Origin of the sequence: Sphingomonas naphthae, from assembly GCF_028607085.1 — a bacterium.
In the GTDB taxonomy this organism is placed as follows: domain Bacteria; phylum Pseudomonadota; class Alphaproteobacteria; order Sphingomonadales; family Sphingomonadaceae; genus Sphingomonas_Q; species Sphingomonas_Q naphthae.
The window spans coordinates 1,043,528-1,066,103 of the sequence record NZ_CP117411.1 but is presented as its reverse complement, the minus strand read 5'-3'; the positions used below and the strand labels follow the sequence as shown (position 1 = coordinate 1,066,103).

Sequence of the window (22,576 nt, the reverse complement as noted above, 5' to 3'; positions counted from 1 at the left end):
CGAAGGTTTTTGTCGGCGGCTCAGGCGTTCGGAAAGCAGCTGTAGACGCTCAACTGGCTCGGCGCGCCGGGCAGCAGGTTCGTCGCCGCCGACGACCAGGGCGCGGTGATCGTCACTTTCTGCATGTTGCCGAGCGTGCCGCAGGTGACGGCATTGTCGATCGTCACCGTCGTGGCGGCGATGGTGATCTGCGAATTGGCGGCGCGCGCCACCGCATAGCTCTTCACCAGCGCGTCGCTGTTGCAGCTCGACGATTTGACCGCGCTGCACCGCGCCGCCGAAGCCGCCGCCTCCTGCAAGGCGCCCTGCGTCCACATCATCCGCGCGCCTTCCAGCAACAGCAATAGGAACATCAGGAAGATGGGCGCGACGAAGGCGAATTCCACCGCCGTCGCCCCGCGCTGCTCGCGCCATATCTTCATTGCAGTCGCACCACGGCAGTCTGGACGAGGTTGCGGCCGGAAAGCAGCGCATCGGGCACGATCATCGCCTGATAGGGCGTGGTCGAGGTGATCGTCATGTAATAGCCCGCCAGAGCCCCGTCGGTGCAGGTCGCCGAACAGCTCGCCGCCGCCGTGAAGGCCTTGCTGGCGGCATTGTAGCAGGCGCAGGTGCGGCCGGTGTTGGTGCAGGCCTGCCCCTGATTGCAGGTGATCGCGGTCGTCGGTGCGGTCGCCGTGCGGGCGGCGGCGGAGATGTAGTTGCTCACGTTCGCCGGCACCACGCTGTCGCGCGTGTTGAACGCCATGATCGATCCCTGCTCGACCGCCGCGCCCAGCCGCAGTTTCTGCTGCACATAGGCGCCGAAATCGAGCGCGACGACGACGAGGCCGAAGAAGAACAGCGACACCAGCGCGAACTCGATCGTCGCGGTGCCGCGCTCGCTGGAGAGGAGCCGCCGCATCCTCACAGCACCAGCGCCACGCCGCCCGAGCCGGTCGAGCCGCCCGTCAGGCTGGTGCACGCGGTGCCGCTGCTCGTGCCGCCGTTCAGGGTGAGCGTGCTGACGACCATCATGAGGCATTTCCCCGAAGGTGCTGAAAAATTGGCGCCGCCATCCAGCGTGACCGCCGAATTGGGGGCGTAGAACATGCCGGTCAGCGTGTTCTGCGCGCCCTGGTTGATGAGCGTCGCCGAGGCCGACTTGGTGGCGATCACCACATCGGTGATGCCGCCGCCCGCATCGCTGGTCGGCGCGGTGAAGTTCATCCGCGATCCGCCGCTCATCGTGAGATTGCCGGCAAGGATGAAGGTGACGCCCGTGCCCGTCAGCGTGCCGCTGGCCGTGCCCGCTAGATTGCCGTTGATCGTATAGGCGCCCGCCCCGAAGCTGGCGTTGGCGGTGATGCTGAGCGATCCGTTGATCTGGTGGTTGGCCGATACGCCGAAGTTGACGACCCCGCCACTCGTCGTGCTGACCGATCCGTTGGCGCTGAACGCCCCGTCGCCGAAGGTGATCGTGCCGCCGGCGATATCCAGCGCCACGCCCGATACGCCGCCGATCGTCTGCGTGCCGGCGCCCGTCGTCACGACCGAGCCGCCGCTGGTCGTCACCTTGCCGGCGACGGTGAAATTGCCCGGCCCAAGGATCAGCCGCTTGCTGCCGCCCACGGTGAGGTTGCCGGCGGTGGTGAAGCTGCCCGATGTCGAGTTGATCGCCCCGCCGATCGACACCGATCCGCTGGTGTCGATATTGCCACTGCCGGCGTTCAGGGTCGATGACACGTCTATGCCGGTGCCGTTGGAGAGCTTGCCGGTGCGCAGATAGCCGCTCGTCTTGTTCATCGTGCCCGAGCCCGAGACGCTGAGGCTGCCGGTCGTGTCGATGTCGCCGGTGTTGGCGTTGAGCGTGCCGGTCACGTTGATGCCGACCCCGTTCGAGACCGCCCCCGTCCGCAGATAGCCGGTGCCCTTGGTCATCGTGCCCGACACGACGAGCCCGCCCAGCACATCGAGATTGCCGTCCCCGAAAGTGACGTTGCCGTTGACCGTCAGGCTGTTGCCCGAGGCATCCTTGCCGATCGCGATATTGCCGGCGGGCAGCGTGATCGTGCCGGCCAGGCTGAGCGGCCCGGAGACGGAGAAGGCCCCCGCCCCCATCTGGAAATTGACGCCGTTGCCGATCGAGAGACCCGTGAAGCGGTGCGCGCCGGTGCCCAGCTTGAACGTGCCGTTGCCCAGCGACAGCGATCCGTTCCAGCTCATGTCGCCATTGCCGAAGGTGATCGTGTTGCCAAGGTTCAGCGCGCCGTCGCCGATCTGGTAGCTGCCGTCGCCGAAGGTGAGCGGGGCGTTGTTGCTGCTGATCGCGCCGTTGATGCGGAAGTCGCCCGGCCCGAAGATCAGCGACGACCCGCCGTTCTGGATGCCGTTGCTGATCGTGATCGTCTTGCCCGCACCGCCGATGAACTTCACGCTGATGCCGCCCTGCACGATCAGCCTGGCGATCGTATAATTGCCGGCGGGCACCGTGTAGCTGCTGCCATATTGGCTGTCGCGATAGGCGGCGACGGTGGCGTTGGGGCTGTAGCTGAAATCCCAATCGACCCCGGTGGGCGTGGAGGGGTTCGCCAGCGCGGCCGGGCCGGTCGGCGAAAGCGGCGCCACGGGCGCGGTGACGGTGGCGGTGATCTGCCCCAGCTTGGCGAAGGCGGCGACAAGGCGCGCGTCGCTGCCATAGGTATCGAGCGCCGCGTTCGCCTTGTTGGCCTGGATCTGGTTGGGCGTCGGGTTGGTGGTGATCGCGGGGGTGCCGTTCCAGGTGGTCGGCTGGTCATAGATGCTCTTGCCCGCCACCACCGATCCGGCGGTGATGCTCGTGCCCGACGTGGCGCTCACGCCCGAATTGGTCGCCAGCGCACAGCCGCCGAGGCTGAGCGAGGTGCCGCCGGTGACGCTGACGCCATAGGTGGTTCCGCCCGACAGCGCGACGATGCAGGCGGGCGTGGTGTTGGCGTTGAGCGAGGCCATCGCCGTGTTGGTCACGGTGTAGCTGAGCTTCGACGTGATCGCCTTGGCCAGATCGAGCGGCACGTCGGTCGAGACGGTCACCTGGATCGCGGGCTTGCCGCTGGGGTCGGTCGCCTTGACGGCCGTGACCTGCGTGGAGGTCAGCCCGTTGGCGGCCGCGATCGACTGGGCCGATGCGATCAGGATGGCGTCGGACGGGCTCGCCTTATAGGCGATCGCCGCACCCAGCGCCGCCAGATCGGCGACCCGCTGGTTGCGCACCTTGGCGACATAGCCCTGCGTGCCCTCGACCGCGAAGGCGGACATGCCGAGCACGGCCGACAGCGCCATCGCCGCCATGATGGCGATGCTCCCTGTCTCGTCCCGCTTCAGTCGCCAGAATCGCCGCACGTTTCGCCCACCCGTCCCAATCCGATCGGGCTTAGGCGGGCGCGGCTAAGGTACTTCTAAAATGGATGGTTAATGGATGTTTACCGAGCCGGGGCGCTCTTATCCCGTCCGTTCGTCCTGAGCGAAGTCGAAGGACGTGCCCCAAACGCTGCGTCCAGTCGCACGTCCTTCGACTACGCTCAGGACGAACGGGGAAATGTCTTAAGCGATCACGCCATCCTGCAACCGCACCACCCGGTCCATCCGCGCCGCCAGCCGCTCGTTGTGGGTGGCGATCAGGGCGGCGGAGCCCTCGAACCGCACCAGCCGCAGGAATTCGGCGAACACGACGTCGGCGGTGGATTCGTCGAGGTTGCCGGTGGGCTCGTCGGCCAGCACCAGAGCGGGGCGATTGGCGAGCGCACGGGCAACCGCGACCCGCTGTTGCTCGCCACCCGAAAGCTGGCTCGGGCGGTGCGACAGGCGGTGGCCGAGGCCGAGCGTAGTGAGCAGCGCCTCGGCCCGCGCCTTGGCCTCGGCGTTGGTCGCGCCGTGGATCAGTTGCGGCAGCACGACATTCTCGGTCGCGTTGAAGTCCGGCAGCAGATGGTGGAATTGGTAGACGAAGCCCAGCCGGTCGCGGCGGGTGGCGGTGCGCCCGTCGTTATCCAGCTTCGACGCCTCGATGCCGGCGATGCGGATCGATCCCTCGAAACCGCCCTCCAGCAGCCCGACCGCCTGCAACAAGGTGGACTTGCCCGATCCCGACGGCCCGAGCAATGCGACGATCTCGCCCTGCCCCACCGTCAGGTTGACGCCGCGCAGCACCTCGATCGCGACATCGGCCTGGACGAAGGTGCGGCGCAGATCGGTGACGCCCAATATCTCATTCATAGCGCAGCACCTGCACCGGATCGGTGTTCGCGGCCTTGAACGCCGGATAGAGCGTCGCGAGGAAGGACAGGCCGAGCGCCATGACCACGGTGGCGGTCACCTCGACCGGATCGGTCTTGGACGGCAGTTCGGTGAGGAAGCGCACCGAGGGATCCCACAGATTCTGGCCGGTGACGAACTGGATCGCGTTCACCATCCCCTGCCGGAAGAACAGGAAAAGCGCGCCCAGCCCCAGCCCGGCGAGCGTGCCGAGCGCGCCGATCGTGGTGCCGACGGTGACGAATATCTTCACCAGCCCGCCACGCGTCGCGCCCATCGTCCGCAGGATCGCGATGTCGCGCGTCTTGGCGCGGACCAGCATGATGAGCGAGGAGAGGATGTTGAACACCGCGACCAGCACGATGATCGACAGGATGGTGAACATCGCCACCCGCTCGACCGCGAGCGCCTCGAACAGCGCCGCGTTCATCGTACGCCAGTCGCGGATCTCGGCCTTGCCGCGGATGATCGGATCGAGCGGGGCGAGGATGGCGCCGACCTTGTCGGGATCGGTCGTCTGCACCTCGACCAGCCCGACTGCGTCGCCCATCAGCAGCAGCGTCTGCGCATCCTCGACCGGCAATACGACGAACGCCTTGTCATAATCATAGACCCCCACCTCGAAGATGGCGGCGACGGTATAGCTCACGATGCGCGGCACCGTGCCGAAGGGCGTGGTCTGCCCCTGCGGGCTGATGAGGCTGATCTGCCCGCCGACCCGCGCGCCCAGCGCCTCGGCCAGCCGCACGCCGATCGCCACGTTGTTCGATCCCGGCGTCACGTCCTGAAGGCGCCCGGCGATGACCTTGTCGGCCATGATCGGGTTGCCGCGAATATCCTCGACCCGCATGCCCCGCACCAGCACGCCTTCGACCCGCCCGTCATAGCTCGCCATCAGCGGCTGTTCGATCAGCGGGGTGGCGCTGGTGACGCCGGGCAGCTTGCGCGCGGCATCGGCGATGGGGCGCCAGTCGGGCAGCTTGCCGTCATAGCCCTGGATCACGGCATGGCCGTTCAGCCCCACCGTCTTGTCGAACAGCTCGGCGCGAAAGCCGTTCATCACCGACATGACGATGATGAGCGCTGCCACGCCGAGCATGACCGCGACGAGGCTGATCGAGGCGACGAGAAAGATGAACCCCTCGCCCTTGCCGGGCAGGAGGTAGCGCTTGGCGATCATCCGCTCGTAGCGGGTGAGGATCATTTAAAATCCTCCCCGGCACGGATAGGGGGACCGCTGGCGAAGCCGGTGGTGGAGGGGGCTATCCCCAAGCGCTGCGTCCCGTGGAAGCCCCCCTCCACCATGCTGCGCATGGTCCCCCTCCCCGTGCCGGGGAGGAACTGACCGTCACCCTGAACGTGTTTCAGCATCCAGCCATCCCCAGGCGCTTGCGCCCGTGGAGAGATGGACTCTGAAACGAGTTCAGGGTGACGGCGCTTTAAGTTCAAGCGGCTACCCTCTGAAGCGCGTCCTCGATCGACAGTTCCACCTTCTCGCCCGTCGCTCGGCGCTTCAGCTCGACGACGCCCTTGGCCAGCCCCTTCGGCCCCACCACGATCTGCCAGGGCAGGCCGATCAGATCCATCGTCGCGAACTTCGCCCCACCGCGCTCGTCGCGGTCGTCGTACAGGACGCGGCCGCCCTCGGCCCCGCCCAGCTTCGCGTAAAGGTCGTCCGAGGCCGCCGCGCAGGCCGCATCGTCGGCGCGCATGTTGATGAGGCCCACCTGATAGGGCGCCACCGCGTCCGGCCAGATGATCCCGCCATCGTCATGGCTCGCCTCGATGATCGCCCCCATCAGCCGCGACACGCCGATGCCGTAGCTGCCCATGTGCGGCACGACTTCGCCGCCGTCCCTGGCCTGCACTTTCATGCCCATCGCGGCCGAATATTTGGTGCCGAAGTAGAAGATGTGGCCCACCTCCACGCCGCGCGACTGGCGCAGCGCTTCGCCGGCCTCCGCCTCGCGCGCGCTGTCGCGCTTCTCGTCGGTGGCGGCATAATCGGCGGTGTAGCCGCCGACGATCGCCTGGAGCCCGTCGACATCGTCGAAATCGACCGACGACAGTTCGGCCGGCCGCTCCCAATTGCTGTGGTAGAAGACGTCGCTCTCGCCGGTGGGCGCCAGCACGATGAATTCGTGGCTCAGGTCGCCGCCGATCGGGCCGGTATCGGCCTGCATCGGGATCGCGCGCAGGCCCATGCGGGCAAAGGTGTTGAGATAGGCGACGAACATCCGGTTGTAGCTGTGGCGCGCGCCGGCCTCGTCCATGTCGAACGAATAGGCATCCTTCATCAGAAACTCGCGGCCGCGCATCACGCCGAAGCGGGGGCGCGTCTCGTCACGGAACTTCCACTGGATGTGATAGAGCGTGCGCGGAAGATCGCGGTAGGAGCGCGCGGCGTCGCGGAAGAGCGCGGTAATCATCTCCTCGTTGGTCGGGCCGTAGAGCATCTCGCGGTCGTGGCGATCCTTGATGCGCAGCATTTCCGGCCCATAGGCGTCGTAGCGCCCCGATTCGCGCCACAAATCGGCCGACTGGAGCGTCGGCATCAGCAGCTCGACCGCCCCTGCCCGATCCTGCTCCTCGCGCACGATCCGCTCGATATTGCGCAGCACGCGCAGGCCGAGCGGCAGCCAGGCATAGATGCCGGCGGCGGTCTGGCGGATCAGCCCGGCGCGCAGCATGAGCTTGTGGCTGATGATCTGCGCGTCGGCGGGCGATTCCTTGGTGACAGGCAGCAGGGTGCGGGAAAGGCGCATGGGTCGTCCTGATAGAAGGTGCGCCTCCCTACGAGGGCAGGGCGCGGGCGGCAACCCGGGACCGCCGGCGTGGCCTGTGGTGGAGGGGGTTCACCTCTCGCGCTGCGATCGCGGATAGCCCCCTCCACCAGCCTGCGGCTGGTCCCCCTCCCCGTGCCGGGGAGGAATGATCCTGTTGCATCAAGAACACAGATGCGTCCGTATCGCATCGGATACATACCAAAACCGATGACAAGCCCGGCCGACCCGATTAACCCCGCCTTACCGAGACGAGGCCTAGGCCATGGTTCGGGGAGGGCTCCAGAGCCCCGCACGCCGTTTTTAAAGGGGACGGTGCAGCGTGTGGGCCGGAGCTTATTACGAGTAGGGGGCTGACGAGCGATCGTCACGCAGGCGCCCGGACCGCGAAAACGCGGTTCGGGCGTTTGGCGTTTCAGGGTCTGCCGACAGGCCGATCTGATCGCGCAAGCCTCGCCGCTTTCACGCCAGCCGGCTCAAGCGCTCCACCAGCCGCGCCCGCGCCGGCAGGATCGTCGCGGCCCGCCCGATCAGCACATCGCGCGTCAGGAAATGGCCGGTGATCGCCAGCCCGGCGACCACATCGCCCCACCCCGCATCGCCCCCAGCGATCAGGAACCCCGGCAACGGCAGCAGCCGATCCGCATAGGGCGCCCCGGCCCCCCGTGAAACCGCGCCGCCGCTCCTGGGGCTCACCCATGCCAGATCCTCCGTCACCCCCGTCGCCGCGCAGGCGGTCAGGTCCAGCCCGAAGCCCAGTTCGGCCAGCACCAGCAGTTCATAGCGCACCAGCGCCCCCGCCCAGCCGCGCGCCGACGGCGCCGCCGCGATCGCCGCCAGCACGCCATCCAGCGCGTCATGGAGATGCGGATAGGGCTGGCCCTCGGGCAAGGCCGCCGCCGTCAGCGCCGTCGCCCATTCGATTCCGATGGCGGCGAGCGGTTCGCCGAGCAACGCCGCCCGGCTCTCGGCCAGTTCCACCGTCAGCGCGGCGAGCTGCGCGTCCGTGCGCGACCGGAAATCCGCCTCGACCAGATTGCCCACCAGCAACACCGGCCGCAGCCGCCGCGACCGCCCGCCCCGCACATAACCCGGCAGCAGGCCATTTTCGGCCGTCATCAGCCGCACGATCGCGCCATGCTCGCCATGCGGCAGCACGGCACAGACGATGGCGCGGGTGGCGAGGTGCATTGCGGCGGGATGCGCCGCATGGCCGGGCGAGGCAAGCGAACGATCAACCGGAAACGGGCGATCCGGTCTTCGGATATAGCAAAGCCTCGACATCGTTTCGGAACAGCTTGGAATCGATGATGTAATCCTCGTTGATGTGATGCGCCGGCGTCATCGCCAGACCGGCCAGGCGATGGGTGGATGCCCGGTGAACCCGATAGGGCAGGCCCATGATCTCGCAGAGCATCTTCAGCCCGAGGTGCAGATCGTAACGGAGGCTGAAATCATTCTCGATGACCAGCACGTTCGTCCCGGGGCGGCAGAACAGCAGATTGGTCAGATCGGATCCGTGCGCCCCGATCACCAGATCCGCGTTCCGGAAAAGCCGTATCTGCTTCGCCGCCGAATAGCTGCCCAAGGTGGCGATATCCACCTTGAGATCCGCGAGAATCGGTTCGATCTCGTGGAAATTGTGAATACGTCTCTTGGGCGGCGACAGGGGCTGGCGGCTGGCGAGTATCCGTCTTCCGCGCGACGGCGAACCAGACATTGTGAGTTTGTACAGGAGGTGACGGGCGGTCGCGTTCATCAACGCCGGGTACAGCTTGTTCTGGCTGGGAAAGGACACGAGGATCGCGCGATCGAGCATATAATCCCGATCCGGATCGATCGCGAAAAACCGATCGTCGCCAAGGCCCATGGTCCGCAAGATGGCGACATAAGGTTCTTCCAGCGCCTTGGGATGGACGAGAATGCGGGTGCGTCGATCGGTGAAGACGTCCGGGCGAAGCTGCTTCAACAGCAACAGCCTGGGGAACCAGTTGAACAGCCAGTGATACCATACGCCGTCGACCGGCCCACCCAGGACGATATAGCGGCCGGCCAGTTCGATCGGATCGCTCTTCAGCGTGAACCGCGATTTCTGGTCGGTGAGGGTGAAGCGGACAGGCAGGATCGTATCGATCTGGTTATAACTCTGGTTGAGCAACAGACGGCCGCGCTGCGTATCGACCGGGACGAAACCGCTGGTGACAAGGATCTGATCTGTTTCAAAAGATGTCAGGCGGTCTTCACTCCATCCCCGTCGATCCGCCGGCCACAGGGTGTAAGCGCGGTAAATGGCGGATAGCGGCGAATCATAATCGCGGAAGACATCGTCATCCTGCACCACCGAACCCGAAAACTCACCCATTGCGACCCCTTGGCTTCAGTAGTTCCCATGCTAGACTAGGGCTCCCCATTCGCAACATATGACGGTCCGCTGGCCGCAGTTCGGAGATTTCGTGATCCGCCGCATCACCTTTACGGACTGTCCTGAATGAACCCACCGCCCCGCTCTTCCCGTTTCGCGATGGGCGATTTCTTCGATGATTATGTGCGACGCATATTCCCCGAGCGGGCCCAAGCCCAAGGTGGCGACTGGCAATGGCCCGGCGACGAATGGGCGGATGATCGGCTGCGCGAGGCGACCTTCGACTGTCTCGGCGCGGCCTTTCTGGCGGCCGATTCCCACGTCATCGAAATCGGGCCGGGATCGGGCAAATACACCCAGATGCTGCTCGACCGCACGCCCGCGTCGATCACCGCCTACGAGATCAGCCCCGCCTTCATCGGCAGCCTGGAAGCACGCTGCGCCGATCATGTCGCGGCGGGCCGACTGGCGGTACGGCACAGCGCCTGGACCGACAATCGCAGCCTGATCGACGATTTCACGAAAGGCGGCACAGGCTGCAACCTGTTCTTCGGAATCGACGTATTCCTGATGATGGATTTCCAGTCGGCGCTCACCTATCTGATTTCGGCCGCCTGCCTGCTGCAAAAGGGTGGACGGTTCGTCGGCACCTTCGGCGATGGCGGATCGGACAGCGGCTGGGCGCGGATGCTGCGCGATTGCGGGCGCCATTCCGCGTTCGATACCGCGCCCAGCACCCGCTTCCACTGGATCGACGAGCCGATCCTGCGCGGGGCGCTCGAGCGGCTCGGCTTCGGATCGATCGAGATCGTCCATGGCCCCGATGGGGGCCTCGATATCGCCCGCCTCTATGTCTCGGCGACGCTCGATCGACCGATGCCGATCGAGGCGGCCCTCCAAATTCTGACCCCGGCAGGCGATTCCACCAATCGTCCGGCGCCGACCGCATGAACGCACCCTATCAGTCTCGCGACACCGGCTGCCAGGGCAACCCGCCTCCCATCCCCTTCAACCGCGTATCCCTGTCGCCTGCCGTTCGCCGCGAGGTGATGCGGGCGCTGGACGATGGCAGCCTGACCGGCGGCGGACGCAACACGCGGCGATGCCACGAGAAACTCGACGCGATCTATTCCGGCTCGCGCCCGTTCCTCACCAATTCCTGCACCGCCGCGCTCGAAATGGCGGCGCTGCTGCTCGGTGTAGGGCCGGGTGACGAGATCATCCTGCCGTCGTGGACCTTCTCCTCCACCGCGACCGCCGTCGCGCTGCGCGGCGCGGTTCCGGTTTTCGTCGATGTGCTGCCGACGACGCTCAACATCGATGTCGCACGCGTCGAGGAAGCGATCACGCCCCGGACGCGCGCGGTGTACGCCGTCCATTATGCCGGGGTCGCCTGCGCGATGGATGCCCTGGTCGCGCTCTGCGCCGATCGCGGCATCGCGCTGGTCGAGGATGCGGCGCAGGCATTCGGATCGAGCTGGGACGGCAAACCGCTCGGCGGCTTCGGTGATTTCGGAGCGCTGAGCTTCCACGGCACCAAGAACGTCAGCTGCGGCGAGGGCGGCGCGCTGATCGTCAACCGCCCGGACGCGGCGGCGGCGGCCGAGATCGCCTGGGAGAAAGGCACCGATCGGCTGCGCTTCGAGCAGGGCCATGTCTCCAGCTACGAATGGCAGGCGCTGGGCTCGTCCTTCCTGCCGTCCGATCTCACCGCCGCGCTCCTCGCCGCGCAATTCGACGATGCCGATGCCAAGCGGGCAGCGCGGTTGGCGGCCTATGATCGGTACGTCGCGCTATTGGCCGACTGCGCCGCGCGGGGGCGGGTACGCCTCCTCGCGATACCGGAACAGGCGGCCGGCAACGGCCATATCTTCGCGCTCCGCTTCGAGAATGAAGCCCGCCGTGCCGGCGTGATCGCGCGCCTTGCCTATGAGCGGATCGATGCACGCACCCATTACAAGCCGCTCCACAGCTCACCCGGCGGCCGGCGCTACGGCCGCGTGGCAGGGCCGATGGGGGTGACCGACGAAGCCGCCGCCACACTGCTGCGCCTGCCCCTCGACGACGTCATTACCCCGGTCGAGCAGGAGCGGATCGTCGCGGTGATCGAGGCAGCCCTGCGTCACTGACCGGCTACAGCGCCCGACGGAAGGTGAGGTTGATCCGCGTCTCGCCGGTATCGGGTTGGGTGCCGGCGGCGAGCGGGGCGATGCCGTGGAAGGTGCGGCGGGCGGGGCCGCCCCACACGAGAACGTCGCCATGATCGATGCGCAGCCGCCGCTTCGGGTCGCCGCGCGCGGCGCCGCCCCACAGGAAGGTGGCCGACAGACCGAGCGAGACCGAGACGATCGGCTCGCCCATGTCGCGCTCGTCGATATCCTGATGCGGCGCCATGCGCGCGCCCGGCCGATAGAGGTTCACGAGGCAGGCATCGGGATCGAAGCCCGCGAAACCGGCGGCGGTGGCGGCGCGGCGGGCGAGATCGCGGAAGGCAGGCGGCATCGCGGGCCAGGGCCGACCGCTCAAGGGATCGGCGGTGGCGTAGCGATAGCCGGCAGCATCTGTGACCCATCCGGCGGCGCCGCAATTCGTCATCGCCACCGACATGCGCCGCCCGCCCGGCGTCGCCATCTGGCGGAAGGGCGCGGCGGCGGCGATCGCGGCCACGCCCTCCAGCAACGCCGGCGCCACCCCGAGCGCGAAGCCGCCGAGCAGCATCGCGCCGGGATCGAGCGTCAGCGTCCGGCTCTCGGCGAAGAGATCGGCGATCATGCCGCCGCCGCTTCGCCTTCCCGCGCCCCGCCCTCGCGATCGAGCAGCGCGCGCTTGCGCTCGACGCCCCAGCGATAGCCCGAAAGGCCGCCGTCGTTGCGCACCACCCGATGGCACGGGATGGCGATGGCGAGCGCGTTGGCGGCGCAGGCGCCGGCCACGGCGCGGGTCGCGGCGGGGGCGCCGATCGCGCGGGCGACATCGGCATAGCTGCGCGTCTCGCCGGCCGGGATCGCCGCCAGCGCCTGCCACACCCGCTGCTGGAAGGCGGTGCCGCGAATGTCGAGCGGCAGATCGAGGCCGATGCCGGGCGCCTCGACCAGCGCCACCGCCCGCGCGACGATCGCCTCATAGGCCGCGTCGCCGCCGACGAGATCGGCCTTGGGGAAGCGATCCTGCACGTCGCGGACGAGGGCCTGTGGATCGTCGCCGAGCAGGATCGCCGCCACGCCCGTGTCACTGGAGGCCACGAGGATCGCGCCCAGCGAGCATTGGCCGATGGCGAAGCGCAAGGTCTCCCGCGCGCCGCCCTGGCGGAAGCGCGACGGAGCCATGCCGAGCATCGCGCCCGCGCCTTCGTAGAAGCGGCTGGCCGAACCGAAGCCCGCCTCGTGCAGCGCGGCGGTGACCGGCTGGCCGGCGGCGAGGCCCTCGCGCACCCGACCGGCGCGGTGGGCGGCGGCATAGGCGCGGGGCGTGAGGCCGGTGAGCCGGCGGAACAGGCGGTGAAAATGACTCTCGCTGAACCCCGCGTCGGCCGCCAGCTCGCCGAGCGACGGCGGTGTCTCGCTCGCCTCGATCCGGCGGCAGGCATCGGTCACAAGCGCGATCTGCGCAGCTTCGGCGATGCCTTCGGGGTCGCAGCGGCGGCAGGGGCGGAAGCCGGTGGCGCGGGCCTCGGCCAGCGAGGCGTGGATCGCCACATTCTCCGGCCGGGCGCCGCGCGAGGCGCAGGATGGGCGGCAGTAGACGCCGGTGGTGAGCACCGAATAATAGAAATCGCCGTCCGCCGAGGCATCCCGCGCCACGATGCGCGCCCAGCGGGGATCGTCGATCGCGGGGATGAGGGTCGTCGTGGTCATGGTCTCGATCCGTGAGGTTGCTGTGCGATCCTTATGATCGCGCGGCCGCGCCGCCGCTTCCCGCCGCTTGCTTTCGAATTCGAGAAAGGCGGGGCGTCACGCGAGCCGCAGCCCTTCGACATCGACATGATCCGGGCCGATCAGCACGCCGACGAGGCGGACATGCTTCTCCACTTCGTCCACCGGCATCCGCCGCAGTTCGAGCCGCAACCGCCCGCCCCCATCCAGCCTCAGCACGAAGCCGCCGCCGTCGCGCAGGAGGGTGCCGGTTTCGTCGATGGGGTCGCCGATGGTCATGAAAGGGAAATAGGGGTCTATGGATCGTTCCGCCAGCCGCCAGACCGCCCGCCGACAAAACACGCTGTCCTACAGCCCCCGGTCTGTGCCAAGGCGGCGCCATGGATCACGCTTCTTGCCCCCCCTGCCCGGCGCGAAACGGCGCTGGTGGATGCGAACTTCGTGAATGCGGTGGACAGCGCCGATGAGCATCGCCACGCTGGCCGTCGATACCTCGGCCTATCTCCATTATGATCGGCTGCCGCTGTCGCCGGTGGCGCTCGATCTCGGCTTCTTCCAGCTGCGCTGGTATTCTCTGTCCTACATCGCCGGCATCGTCATCGGCTGGTGGTATTTCCTGAAGCTGCTGGCCGAGCCCGGCGCGCCGATGGGCAAGCGCGCGGTCGATGATCTGGTATTCTACTGCACCATCGGCGTGCTGGTCGGCGGGCGGCTGGGCTATGCCATCTTCTACGATCGCGATCTGTTCAGCGGCATCGCCATCCTCCAGCTATGGAACGGCGGCATGTCCTTCCATGGCGGCGCGGCGGGCTGTTCGCTCGGCATGATCGCCTGTGCCCGCCGCCACAAATTGAGCGCGCTCCGGGTCCATGATTATGTCGTCACCGTCGCGCCGATCGGCCTGCTCCTCGGCCGCCTCGCCAATTTCGCCAATGGCGAATTGTGGGGCCGGGTGACCGACGTGCCGTGGGCGATCGTCTTCACCGGCCGGGCCGGCCCCCTGCCCCGCCACCCGAGCCAGCTCTACGAGGCCGCGCTGGAGGGGCTGGTGCTGGGCGCGCTGCTGAGCCTGGCCTTCTGGAAGACCCGTGCCCGCTACGAGCCCGGCAAGCTGCTCGGCCTGTTCCTCGTCGGCTATACGGTCAGCCGCTTCATCGTCGAATATTTCCGCGAACCCGACGAGCAGCTCGGCACTCTGTCGTGGGGGCTGACGATGGGGCAGACGCTGTCGCTGCCGCTGTTCGTGGGCGGGGTGTATCTGATGCTGACCGCCAAGGGACGGCGCGTGCGGGTGGAGCCGGTGGCTGGAAGCGAGAGCGTCGGCTGAGTCACATATAAACACCGTTCGTCCTGAGCGAAGTCGAAGGACGTGCCCCAAGCGGTGTCGCCAAGTCGCACGTCCTTCGACTACGCTCAGGACGAACGGCTGAAAGGTTGAGAGGATGACGGAAAACCTCCCCACCACCCTCGCCGCCCGCGCGCCGCTGTCCGTCCACGACTGGATGGCGGCCTGCAACGCGCATTATTACGCCACCCGCGATCCCTTGGGGGCGACCGGTGATTTCGTCACCGCGCCCGAGGTGAGCCAGATGTTCGGCGAGATGATCGGCCTGTGGCTGGCCGACCTGTGGCAACGCGCCGGCCGCCCCCCCGCCCATTATGTCGAACTGGGGCCGGGGCGCGGCACGCTGGCGGTGGATGCGCTGCGGGCGATGGCGAAGGCGGGGCTGACCCCCGCGATCCACCTCGTCGAGACCAGCCCGGTGCTGCGCGAAGCCCAGCGCGCGCGCCTGCCGGGTGCGACATGGCACGACACGATCGACACCTTGCCCGCCGACGGCGCGCTGATGGTGGTGGCGAACGAATTCTTCGATGCCCTGCCCGTCCGCCAGACGATCGAGGGGCGCGAGCGGATGGTCCACCACGTCGCCGGCCGCTTCGTCGCCGACGCGGGCAATATCCGGGAGGACAATCCCGCGACGCAGGCGATCGCCACCGCCCTCGCCACTCGAATCGCCGGACAAGGCGGCGCGCTGCTCGCGATCGATTATGGCTATGCGAAGGGCGAAGCCGGCGACACGCTGCAAGCCGTGCGCGGCCACGCCCCTGTCGATCCCTTCGCCGACCCCGGCGAGCATGACCTGACCACCCATGTCGATTTCGCCGCCCTCGCGGCGGCGCTGCGGGCCGGCGGCGCGGCCACCCACGGCCCGATCCCGCAGGGCCAATGGCTCGTCACCCTCGGCCTCGCCCAGCGCGCGGCGGCGCTGGCCCGGTCGGCGCCGGAGCGGGGGGAGGAGATAGCGGGGCAATATCGCCGGCTGACGGCGGCGGAGGAAATGGGCCAGCTTTTCAAGGTGCTGGCGGCCACAGCTCAGGAATGGGTCAAACCGGCGGGCTTCTAGCCAGCCCTATCCCGCGTTCATGCCGGATCGCAGGCGCAATGCAGCCGCCAGCCGAGCCACGCCGCCCCGACGCTGCCGACCGCGACCAGAAACAGCGTGTCCGACACCCCCACACCGGCGCGGATCAGCCCGGACAGGATCAGCGTCGAGGCGACCATCGCGCCCGAATTGACGATATTGTTGGCCGCCACCGTGCGCGCCGTCTCCGCCTTGGGCACGCTCGTCGTGAGGAAGGCGTAGAGCGGCACGACGAACATGCCCCCCGCCACCGCCACGCCGAGCAGCGCGACCAGCACCCACACGCCCATCGGCTGGGCCAGGAAGCGGTGGAGATCGAGCGTGCCTTCCCCGGCCGGGGCGACCCAGCGGCTCGTCGTCCAGTAGAGCATCAGCACGAAGGCGCCCATGCCGAGCGCGGCGGCCGGCGCGAAGCGGGCCTGCACCGTGCCCTTGAGCAGCCGGTTGATCGCGACGGAGCCCAGCGCCACGCCGACCGAAAAGACCGACAGAAACAGCGTCGCCACATCCTGATCGGCGCCGAACACATTCTTCACCAGCGGCGGGAATTGCGCCGCCAGAATGGCGCCCATCGCCCAGAAGAAGCTGATCGCGGCGATGGCGAGGAACAGGTGGCGGATGTGCATCGTATCGCCCACCAGCCGGATCGACGAGCGGATCACGTTCCAGTCGACCCTGGGCACCGCCCCCTGCGCCGGCGCCGGGGGCACCTGCGATCCGGCCAATCGCCCGATCAGCGCCACCACGATCACCAGCCCGGCGGCATATTCGGCCGGCAGCACCCCGCCGACGATCGTGCCGAGCAGGATCGCGCAATAGGTGCCGCCCTCGACCAGCCCGGTGCCGCCCAGCACCTCATCCTCGTGCAGATGCTGCGGCAGGATGGCGTATTTGATCGGGCCGAAGAAGGTGGAATGCACCCCCATCGCGAACAGCGCCGCCAGCAGCAGCGGCACCTGCGCCAGCAGCAGCCCGGCCGCGCCGACGATCATGATGAGGATCTCGGCGGTCTTCACCAGCCGCACGATCCGCGCCTTGTCCGTCCCGTCCGCCAGCTGGCCGGAGGGGGCGGAAAGCAGGAAGAAGGGCAATATGAACAGCCCCGCCGCGATCGCGCTGAACAGCGCCTCCGCCTTGGGATCGCTGTAGACACGGAAGGTCACCAGCATCACCATCGCGGTGCGGAACAGATTGTCGTTGAACGCGCCCAGAAACTGGGTGGTGAACAAGGGCAGGAAGCGCCGCTTGGACAAGAGGTGAAAGGATGGGGTCATCTACACTGTCTATGAAGCGGGTGGCGCGGCATAGCGCAGCCCAACCCCCGGTCCAACCCGGAAAGGACTATTCATGGCCGATACCGTGATCGAGACGCCCCGCTTGCGGCTGCGGCCGCACCGGGCATCGGATTATGCGGCGGCGCTGGCGCTGTGGCAGGAGCCCGACGTGTTCCGCCACATCACCGGCCAGCCGATCGGCGCGGAGGACCAGTGGCACCGCGTGATGCGCTTCATCGGCCACTGGACAGCCTTCGGCTACGGCATGTTTCTGGTCGAGGACAAGGCGACCGGCCAGATGCTCGGCGAGATCGGCCTGGCGGATTTCCATCGCGGGCTCGGCCCCGATTTCGACGGCGCGCCGGAGGCGGCGTGGGTGCTTGGGCCATGGGCGCATGGCCAGGGCATCGCGCGCGAGGGGATGGAAGCGGTGCTGGCCTGGGCGCACGCGCGGATGGGCGCGGTGCGGATCGTGTCGATGATCACGCCGCTGAACGAAGCGTCCGTGGGGCTGGCGCGGCGGCTCGGGTTCGAGGCGGTCCGGACCGCAAGCTATCGCGAGCGGCCCATCATCACCTTCGAGCGGACGCTGGGCTAACCCCACCGCGCATCACGAAACGTAATGCGCGCTCGTCTTGGCGGCGATCTCCTCGGCGGTGACGCCGGGCGCCATCTCGACCAGCTTGAAGGGCGAGCTGTGGTCGGGGCGCTTGAACACCGCCAGATCGGTGACGATCATGTCGACCACATTCTGCCCCGTCAGCGGCAGGGTGCAGGCGGGCATGAACTTGGGGCTGCCGTCCTTGGAGTTATGCTCCATGACGACGATGATCTTCTTCACGCCGGCGACGAGGTCCATCGCGCCGCCCATGCCCTTCACCATCTTGCCGGGGATCATCCAATTGGCGATGTCGCCATTTTCGGCGACCTCCATCGCGCCCAGCACGGTCAGGTCGATATGGCCGCCACGGATCATCGCGAAGCTGTCGGCCGAGGAAAAGAAGCTGGAGGAGGGCAAAGCCGAGATGGTCTGCTTGCCGGCATTGATGAGGTCCGGGTCCTCCTCGCCCTCGTAAGGGAAGGGGCCGATGCCGAGCATGCCATTCTCGGACTGGAGCGTCACGTTGACGCCCTCCGGGATGTAATTGGCGACGAGCGTCGGGATGCCGATGCCGAGGTTGACGTAGAAGCCATCCTCCAGCTCGGCGGCGGCGCGGGCCGCCATCTGGTCGCGGGTCCAGCCCTTCACTGCCGTGGTCGCCATCATTTGCCTCCCTGATCCGTCCAGCGCTTGTCCGCCGGGAAAACGTCGTCATAGCTGCCGACCGTGCCGGTGCCATAGAGCGGATTGGGCAGGACGAACCAGCCCGCGCCCCACAGTCGCGCGATCGCGCCCTGCCCCACCCATGCGCGGCGGCCGGGAATATCCTTCATCAGCGGCCCGAATTGGTCGGAAAAATCGCCGAGCTGGTCGCCGCCCAATGCGACGATGCAATAATGCTCCGACGCCTTCAGCCGGCGCGGGTCCTTGCCCGAGCCGGGGGCCACGTCGCCCTTCAGATACAGCGTGTCGCCCGCCACCGCCGGGCCGAGCCCCGCGCCCTCGATCGCCGCCTTGGTGAAAGCGCCGTTGGCGGTGTTGCGATTGGAATTGAACAGGATCGTCAGGCCCTGCGCGCGCAAGGTGGCGAGGGCCTCGACCGCGCCGGGGACGGGCAGCACCTTGTCGGCACCGGCCTGTTCCCAGCGCGCCCAGCGATCCTCGTCCCACGGGCGGACCCCGCCCTTGGCGTCGTCATATTCGAAGCCGAGGTTGAGCAGCACAGTCTCGTCCACGTCGAACATCGCGGCGAGCGGCTGACCGCCGGCGCATTCGACGAAGCGCGGCGCATCGAGCGTCGCGCCGGGGGCGAGGATGGCGCTGCGGACCGGGCGCCCGGCCTTGCGATCGGCGGCGACGGTCGCGGTATAGGCCGCCAGCGCATTATAGGCCTGACGCGAGATCGCCGCGCCCTCGCCCGACCCGTAGAGCCACTGCATCGCCTTGGGCGGGGTCTGCGGGGCGGGCGGCGCGACGTCCGCCACGGGGCGTGTCTGCGTCGCGCAACCGGCGAGCAGCAGGAGGACGGCCGGTAGGGCAGCGCGCAGCATCATGCCCGGTCCTTAAGCGGGCGCCGCGTGGGCGACAAGCGGGGTGTTCCCAATGTCCGCCCTCCGGCCTATTCGGGCCGGCATGAGCGACATCCGGCCCGTCATGCTGTTCGATTCCGGCGTCGGCGGCCTCTCCGTACTGGGCGCGGTACAACGTGCGCTGCCACAGGCGCCGATCGTCTATGTCGCGGACAATGGCGGCTTTCCCTATGGCACCAAGACCGAGGCCGAGATCGCCGCGCGCGTGCCCGCACTGCTCGGGCGGCTGGCCGAGCGTTATGATCCGCGCATCATCGTGATCGCCTGCAATACCGCCTCGACGATCGCGCTGGCGCAGGTGCGCGCCGTGCTGGACCTGCCGATCGTGGGCACGGTGCCGGCGATCAAGCCCGCCGCGCTGGTCTCGCAAACGCGCGTGATCGGCGTGCTGGGCACCGACGCGACCGTCCGCCAGCCCTATGTCGACGATCTTTCGGCACGATTCGCGGGCGATTGCACGGTGCTGCGCCATGGATCGGCGGCGCTGGTGCAACTGGCCGAAGCGCATCTGCGCGGCGAGGACACGCCCGACCATGCCTATGCCGCCGCCCTCGCCGGCCTGACCGACCAGCCCGGCGGCGAGGCAATGGATACGGTGGTGCTGGCCTGCACCCACTTTCCGCTGGTGCAGGACCGGCTGGCGGCCGTCGCGCCGCGCCCGCTGGCGTTCGTGGATGGGGCCGAGGGCATCGCGCGCCGTACGGCCTATCTGACGCAAGGGCAGGATTGGCCCGATGCGCCGGCTCCTGGGACCGCCTTGTTCACCGCGCGCTTCGATGTGCCGGACGGGCTCCGCGCCGCGCTCGCCGGGCGGGGACTGCCCGAGATCTCATACCTTTGATCGAGGCGGCCGATCATAGTTGCGAGCCGTTCGCGCTGGCGTGGACCCGCCATATTCGGTAGAGGCGCGCGCAGAAATCTCCCCCATGGAGAGAGTGTTGGATTACAGCCGCGTCTTCACCCAGGCGATCGAGCGCCTTCATGCCGAGGGCCGCTACCGGGTGTTCATCGACATCCTGCGCAACAAGGGCAATTTCCCGAACGCGCGCTGCTTCGCCGGCCACAATGGCCCGAAGCCGATCACGGTGTGGTGTTCCAACGACTATCTCGCGATGGGCCAGCACCCCAAGGTGATCGCGGCGATGGAGGATGCGCTGCACGACGTGGGCGCCGGCTCGGGGGGCACGCGCAACATCGGCGGCAACACGCATTACCATATCGATCTGGAAGAAGAGCTGGCCGACCTGCACGGCAAGGATGCCGCGCTGCTGTTCACCTCGGGCTATGTCTCCAACGACGCGACGCTTTCCACGCTCGGCAAGGTGCTGCCGGGCTGCATCATCTTCTCGGACGAGCTGAACCACGCCTCGATGATCGCGGGCATCCGCAATTCGGGCTGCGAGAAGCACGTGTGGCGCCACAACGACCTCGCCCATCTGGAGGAATTGCTGGCCGAGGCCGACCCGGACGCGCCCAAGCTGATCGCCTTCGAGAGCGTCTATTCGATGGATGGCGATGTCGCGCCGCTGGCCGACATCTGCGATCTGGCGGACAAATATAACGCGCTGACCTATCTCGACGAGGTTCATGCGGTCGGCATGTACGGCCCGCGCGGCGGCGGCATCTCCGATCGCGACGGCGTGGCCGATCGCATCACCATCATCGAGGGGACGCTGGGCAAGGCGTTCGGCGTGATGGGCGGATACATCGCCACCAGCCGCACGATCATCGACGTGATCCGCAGCTACGCGCCGGGCTTCATCTTCACCACCAGCCTGTCGCCGGTGCTGGTGGCAGGCACGCTGGCTAGCGTGCGCCACCTGAAATCCTCGTCGGAAGAGCGCGACGGGCAGCAGGCGGCGGCGGCCCTGCTGAAGACGATGTTCGCCGAGGCCGGCCTGCCGGTGATGGCCTCCACCACCCATATCGTGCCGCTGATGGTGGGCGATCCGGTGCGCGCCAAGCGGATCAGCGACATCCTGCTCGCCGAGTACGGCATCTACGTCCAGCCGATCAACTACCCGACCGTGCCGCGCGGCACCGAGCGGCTGCGCTTCACCCCCGGCCCCAGCCACACGGCCGAAATGATGCGCGAACTGACCGACGCGCTGGTGGAAATCTGGGACCGGATGGAATTGCGCAAGGCGGCGTGAGGGCGGCCGGTCTGCCGGCACCGCCCCCGCCCCTTTACCGAAGCGACCTGACTTCCGTCAGCCTGCGATCGCCTCCGTCGCCACCGTCCACGCCCGCGCCTGATCGCTCAGCGAAATGCCGATGCCCGGCCGCGCCGGCACCGCCATCCGCCCGTCGGCGATGTCGAGGCGTTCGTTGAACAGCGGCTCCAGCCAGTCGAAATGCTCGACCCAGCTGTCGTGCGGATAGGCCGCCGCGAGGTGGACGTGAAGTTCCATGAAGAAATGCGGGGCGAGCTTCATATGCTTCTGCTCGGCCATCGTCATGATCTTGAGGAATTGGGTGATGCCGCCGACGCGGGGGGCATCGGGCTGGATGAAATCGACCGCGTCGAGGCGGATCAGTTCCAGATGTTCGCCGGCGCTCGACAGCATCTCGCCCGAGGCGACCGGCGTGTCGAGCATCGCCGCCAGCTTCGCGTGGCCCTCGGCGTCATAGGCGTCGAGCGGTTCCTCGATCCAGACGAGGTTGAATTGTTCGAGGATGCGGCCGATGCGGAAAGCGGTCGGCCGGTCCCATTGCTGGTTGGCGTCCACCATCAGCGGGAAATCGCCGAGCAGGCCGCGCACCGCCTCGACCCGGCGGAGATCTTCCATCGGATCGGGCTGGCCGACCTTGATCTTGATGCCGCCGATGCCCGAGCCCATCGAGGCCTGGCAATTCTCCAGCACCTCCTCGATCGGCGAGGAGAGGAAGCCGCCCGACGTGTTGTAGCAGCGCACGGAATCCTTGTGCGCGCCGATCAGCTTGGCGAGCGGCAGCCCGGCGCGCTTGGCTTTCATGTCCCACAAGGCGATATCGAACGCGGCCATCGCCTGCGTGGCGAGGCCGGAGCGGCCGACCGAGGCGCCGGCCCAGACCAGCTTGGTCCACAGTCGGGCGATGTCGCTGGGATCCTCGCCGATCAGGTTGCCGGCGATCTCCTTTGCGTGGGCGTACAGGCCGGGGCCGCCGGCGCGCTTGGAGTAACTGACGCCGAGGCCGTGGAGCCCGCCCTCGCTCTCGATCTCGGCGAACAGAAAGGCGACTTCGGTGAGCGGCTTCTGCCGGCCGGTGAGCACCTTGGCGTCGCTAATCGGGCGCTTCAGGGGCAGGAAGGCGAGGCTGACGGTGACCTTGCTGATCCGGTCGAGCGTCGCCACGCCCGCGGCGAGGCTGCCCTGCATCGGATTGGCCGAAATCACGCGTTGCTCGAACATGGGACTCT

General features: G+C 67.7%; 22 protein-coding genes. 7 read left to right on the top strand and 15 right to left on the bottom strand.

Annotation, left to right across the window (positions count from 1 at the left end; all coding sequences use genetic code 11):
- Positions 1–20: 20 nt before the first annotated feature.
- The 8 genes from PQ455_RS05045 to PQ455_RS05010 all read right to left on the bottom strand — a co-directional run bounded on the left by PQ455_RS05045 (position 21) and on the right by PQ455_RS05010 (position 9,417).
- Positions 21–422 (bottom strand): TadE/TadG family type IV pilus assembly protein, encoded by a 402-nt coding sequence (locus tag PQ455_RS05045; RefSeq protein WP_273689771.1) that lies wholly within the window; start codon positions 420–422, stop codon positions 21–23.
- Positions 419–904, bottom strand: coding sequence for a TadE/TadG family type IV pilus assembly protein (locus PQ455_RS05040; protein WP_273689769.1), 486 nt, complete (start codon positions 902–904; stop codon positions 419–421). Before PQ455_RS05040 ends, PQ455_RS05045 begins: the two co-directional genes overlap by 4 nt.
- A 2-nt stretch (positions 905–906) precedes the next feature.
- Positions 907–3,360 carry a beta strand repeat-containing protein gene (locus PQ455_RS05035; protein ID WP_273689767.1) on the bottom strand — a complete coding sequence of 818 codons (2,454 nt, stop codon included), beginning with the start codon at positions 3,358–3,360 and terminating at the stop codon, positions 907–909.
- Positions 3,361–3,561: 201 nt separating this feature from the next.
- Positions 3,562–4,233 carry an ABC transporter ATP-binding protein gene (locus PQ455_RS05030; protein ID WP_273689765.1) on the bottom strand — a complete coding sequence of 224 codons (672 nt, stop codon included), beginning with the start codon at positions 4,231–4,233 and terminating at the stop codon, positions 3,562–3,564.
- Positions 4,226–5,476, bottom strand: coding sequence for a lipoprotein-releasing ABC transporter permease subunit (locus PQ455_RS05025; protein ID WP_273689762.1), 1,251 nt, complete (start codon positions 5,474–5,476; stop codon positions 4,226–4,228). Before PQ455_RS05025 ends, PQ455_RS05030 begins: the two co-directional genes overlap by 8 nt.
- 241 nt (positions 5,477–5,717) lie before the next feature.
- The gene (gene proS / locus PQ455_RS05020; RefSeq protein WP_273689760.1) at positions 5,718–7,037 is read right to left on the bottom strand and encodes a proline--tRNA ligase; all 1,320 of its coding nucleotides are present in this window, start codon (positions 7,035–7,037) and stop codon (positions 5,718–5,720) included.
- A 480-nt stretch (positions 7,038–7,517) separates the two neighbouring features.
- A complete protein-coding gene (recO, locus tag PQ455_RS05015; RefSeq protein ID WP_273689758.1) occupies positions 7,518–8,246 on the bottom strand; it encodes a DNA repair protein RecO in 729 nt (242 codons plus the stop codon).
- Between the two features lie 43 nt (positions 8,247–8,289).
- Positions 8,290–9,417 (bottom strand): glycosyltransferase family 61 protein, encoded by a 1,128-nt coding sequence (locus tag PQ455_RS05010; protein WP_273689756.1) that lies wholly within the window; start codon positions 9,415–9,417, stop codon positions 8,290–8,292.
- A gap of 126 nt (positions 9,418–9,543) precedes the next feature.
- Here PQ455_RS05010 and PQ455_RS05005 point away from each other — a divergent pair, with 126 nt between their 5' ends.
- Together PQ455_RS05005 and rffA are read left to right on the top strand one after the other, a co-directional pair.
- A complete protein-coding gene (locus PQ455_RS05005) occupies positions 9,544–10,368 on the top strand; it encodes a class I SAM-dependent methyltransferase (RefSeq protein WP_273689754.1) in 825 nt (274 codons plus the stop codon).
- Positions 10,365–11,546, top strand: coding sequence for a dTDP-4-amino-4,6-dideoxygalactose transaminase (rffA, locus tag PQ455_RS05000; protein WP_273689753.1), 1,182 nt, complete (start codon positions 10,365–10,367; stop codon positions 11,544–11,546). Before PQ455_RS05005 ends, rffA begins: the two co-directional genes overlap by 4 nt.
- Positions 11,547–11,550: 4 nt before the next feature.
- On the opposite strand, the gene alkB is transcribed toward rffA, so the two are convergent.
- From alkB to PQ455_RS04985, 3 genes are all read right to left on the bottom strand, one after another.
- Positions 11,551–12,189, bottom strand: coding sequence for a DNA oxidative demethylase AlkB (gene alkB / locus PQ455_RS04995; protein WP_273689751.1), 639 nt, complete (start codon positions 12,187–12,189; stop codon positions 11,551–11,553).
- Positions 12,186–13,271 carry a bifunctional DNA-binding transcriptional regulator/O6-methylguanine-DNA methyltransferase Ada gene (gene ada / locus PQ455_RS04990; protein WP_273689749.1) on the bottom strand — a complete coding sequence of 362 codons (1,086 nt, stop codon included), beginning with the start codon at positions 13,269–13,271 and terminating at the stop codon, positions 12,186–12,188. The genes alkB and ada overlap by 4 nt, the downstream gene beginning before the upstream one ends.
- Before the next feature lie 96 nt (positions 13,272–13,367).
- Positions 13,368–13,568 (bottom strand): DUF5818 domain-containing protein, encoded by a 201-nt coding sequence (locus PQ455_RS04985; RefSeq protein ID WP_273689747.1) that lies wholly within the window; start codon positions 13,566–13,568, stop codon positions 13,368–13,370.
- A 184-nt stretch (positions 13,569–13,752) separates the two neighbouring features.
- Between PQ455_RS04985 and lgt the strand changes: the two genes are divergently transcribed.
- Together lgt and PQ455_RS04975 are read left to right on the top strand one after the other, a co-directional pair.
- Complete coding sequence (gene lgt / locus PQ455_RS04980) at positions 13,753–14,616, top strand: prolipoprotein diacylglyceryl transferase (protein WP_273689746.1); 864 nt, start codon at positions 13,753–13,755, stop codon at positions 14,614–14,616.
- A gap of 115 nt (positions 14,617–14,731) precedes the next feature.
- Positions 14,732–15,694 carry a class I SAM-dependent methyltransferase gene (locus PQ455_RS04975; protein ID WP_273689744.1) on the top strand — a complete coding sequence of 321 codons (963 nt, stop codon included), beginning with the start codon at positions 14,732–14,734 and terminating at the stop codon, positions 15,692–15,694.
- Between the two features lie 17 nt (positions 15,695–15,711).
- On the opposite strand, the gene PQ455_RS04970 is transcribed toward PQ455_RS04975, so the two are convergent.
- Positions 15,712–16,986, bottom strand: a complete 1,275-nt coding sequence (locus tag PQ455_RS04970; RefSeq protein WP_273689743.1) for an MFS transporter — start codon at positions 16,984–16,986, stop codon at positions 15,712–15,714.
- Between the two features lie 73 nt (positions 16,987–17,059).
- Between PQ455_RS04970 and PQ455_RS04965 the strand changes: the two genes are divergently transcribed.
- Positions 17,060–17,584 carry a GNAT family N-acetyltransferase gene (locus PQ455_RS04965; RefSeq protein ID WP_273689742.1) on the top strand — a complete coding sequence of 175 codons (525 nt, stop codon included), beginning with the start codon at positions 17,060–17,062 and terminating at the stop codon, positions 17,582–17,584.
- A gap of 12 nt (positions 17,585–17,596) precedes the next feature.
- On the opposite strand, the gene PQ455_RS04960 is transcribed toward PQ455_RS04965, so the two are convergent.
- Together PQ455_RS04960 and PQ455_RS04955 are read right to left on the bottom strand one after the other, a co-directional pair.
- Complete coding sequence (locus PQ455_RS04960) at positions 17,597–18,250, bottom strand: 3-oxoacid CoA-transferase subunit B (protein ID WP_273689740.1); 654 nt, start codon at positions 18,248–18,250, stop codon at positions 17,597–17,599.
- Positions 18,250–19,137: a 5'-nucleotidase, lipoprotein e(P4) family gene (locus PQ455_RS04955; protein ID WP_273689737.1), complete on the bottom strand. Its 888-nt coding sequence runs from the start codon at positions 19,135–19,137 to the stop codon at positions 18,250–18,252. The genes PQ455_RS04960 and PQ455_RS04955 overlap by 1 nt, the downstream gene beginning before the upstream one ends.
- An 82-nt stretch (positions 19,138–19,219) precedes the next feature.
- On the opposite strand from PQ455_RS04955, the gene murI reads away from it, so the two are divergent.
- Both murI and hemA read left to right on the top strand, forming a co-directional pair.
- Entirely contained in the window at positions 19,220–20,017 is a 798-nt protein-coding gene (gene murI, locus PQ455_RS04950; RefSeq protein ID WP_273689736.1) for a glutamate racemase, read from the top strand.
- Positions 20,018–20,102: 85 nt separating this feature from the next.
- On the top strand, positions 20,103–21,329 hold the full coding sequence (gene hemA, locus PQ455_RS04945; RefSeq protein ID WP_273689735.1) for a 5-aminolevulinate synthase: 1,227 nt from the start codon (positions 20,103–20,105) through the stop codon (positions 21,327–21,329).
- 57 nt (positions 21,330–21,386) lie between these two features.
- On the opposite strand, the gene PQ455_RS04940 is transcribed toward hemA, so the two are convergent.
- Positions 21,387–22,568: an L-talarate/galactarate dehydratase gene (locus PQ455_RS04940; RefSeq protein ID WP_273689733.1), complete on the bottom strand. Its 1,182-nt coding sequence runs from the start codon at positions 22,566–22,568 to the stop codon at positions 21,387–21,389.
- Positions 22,569–22,576 lie beyond the last annotated feature (8 nt).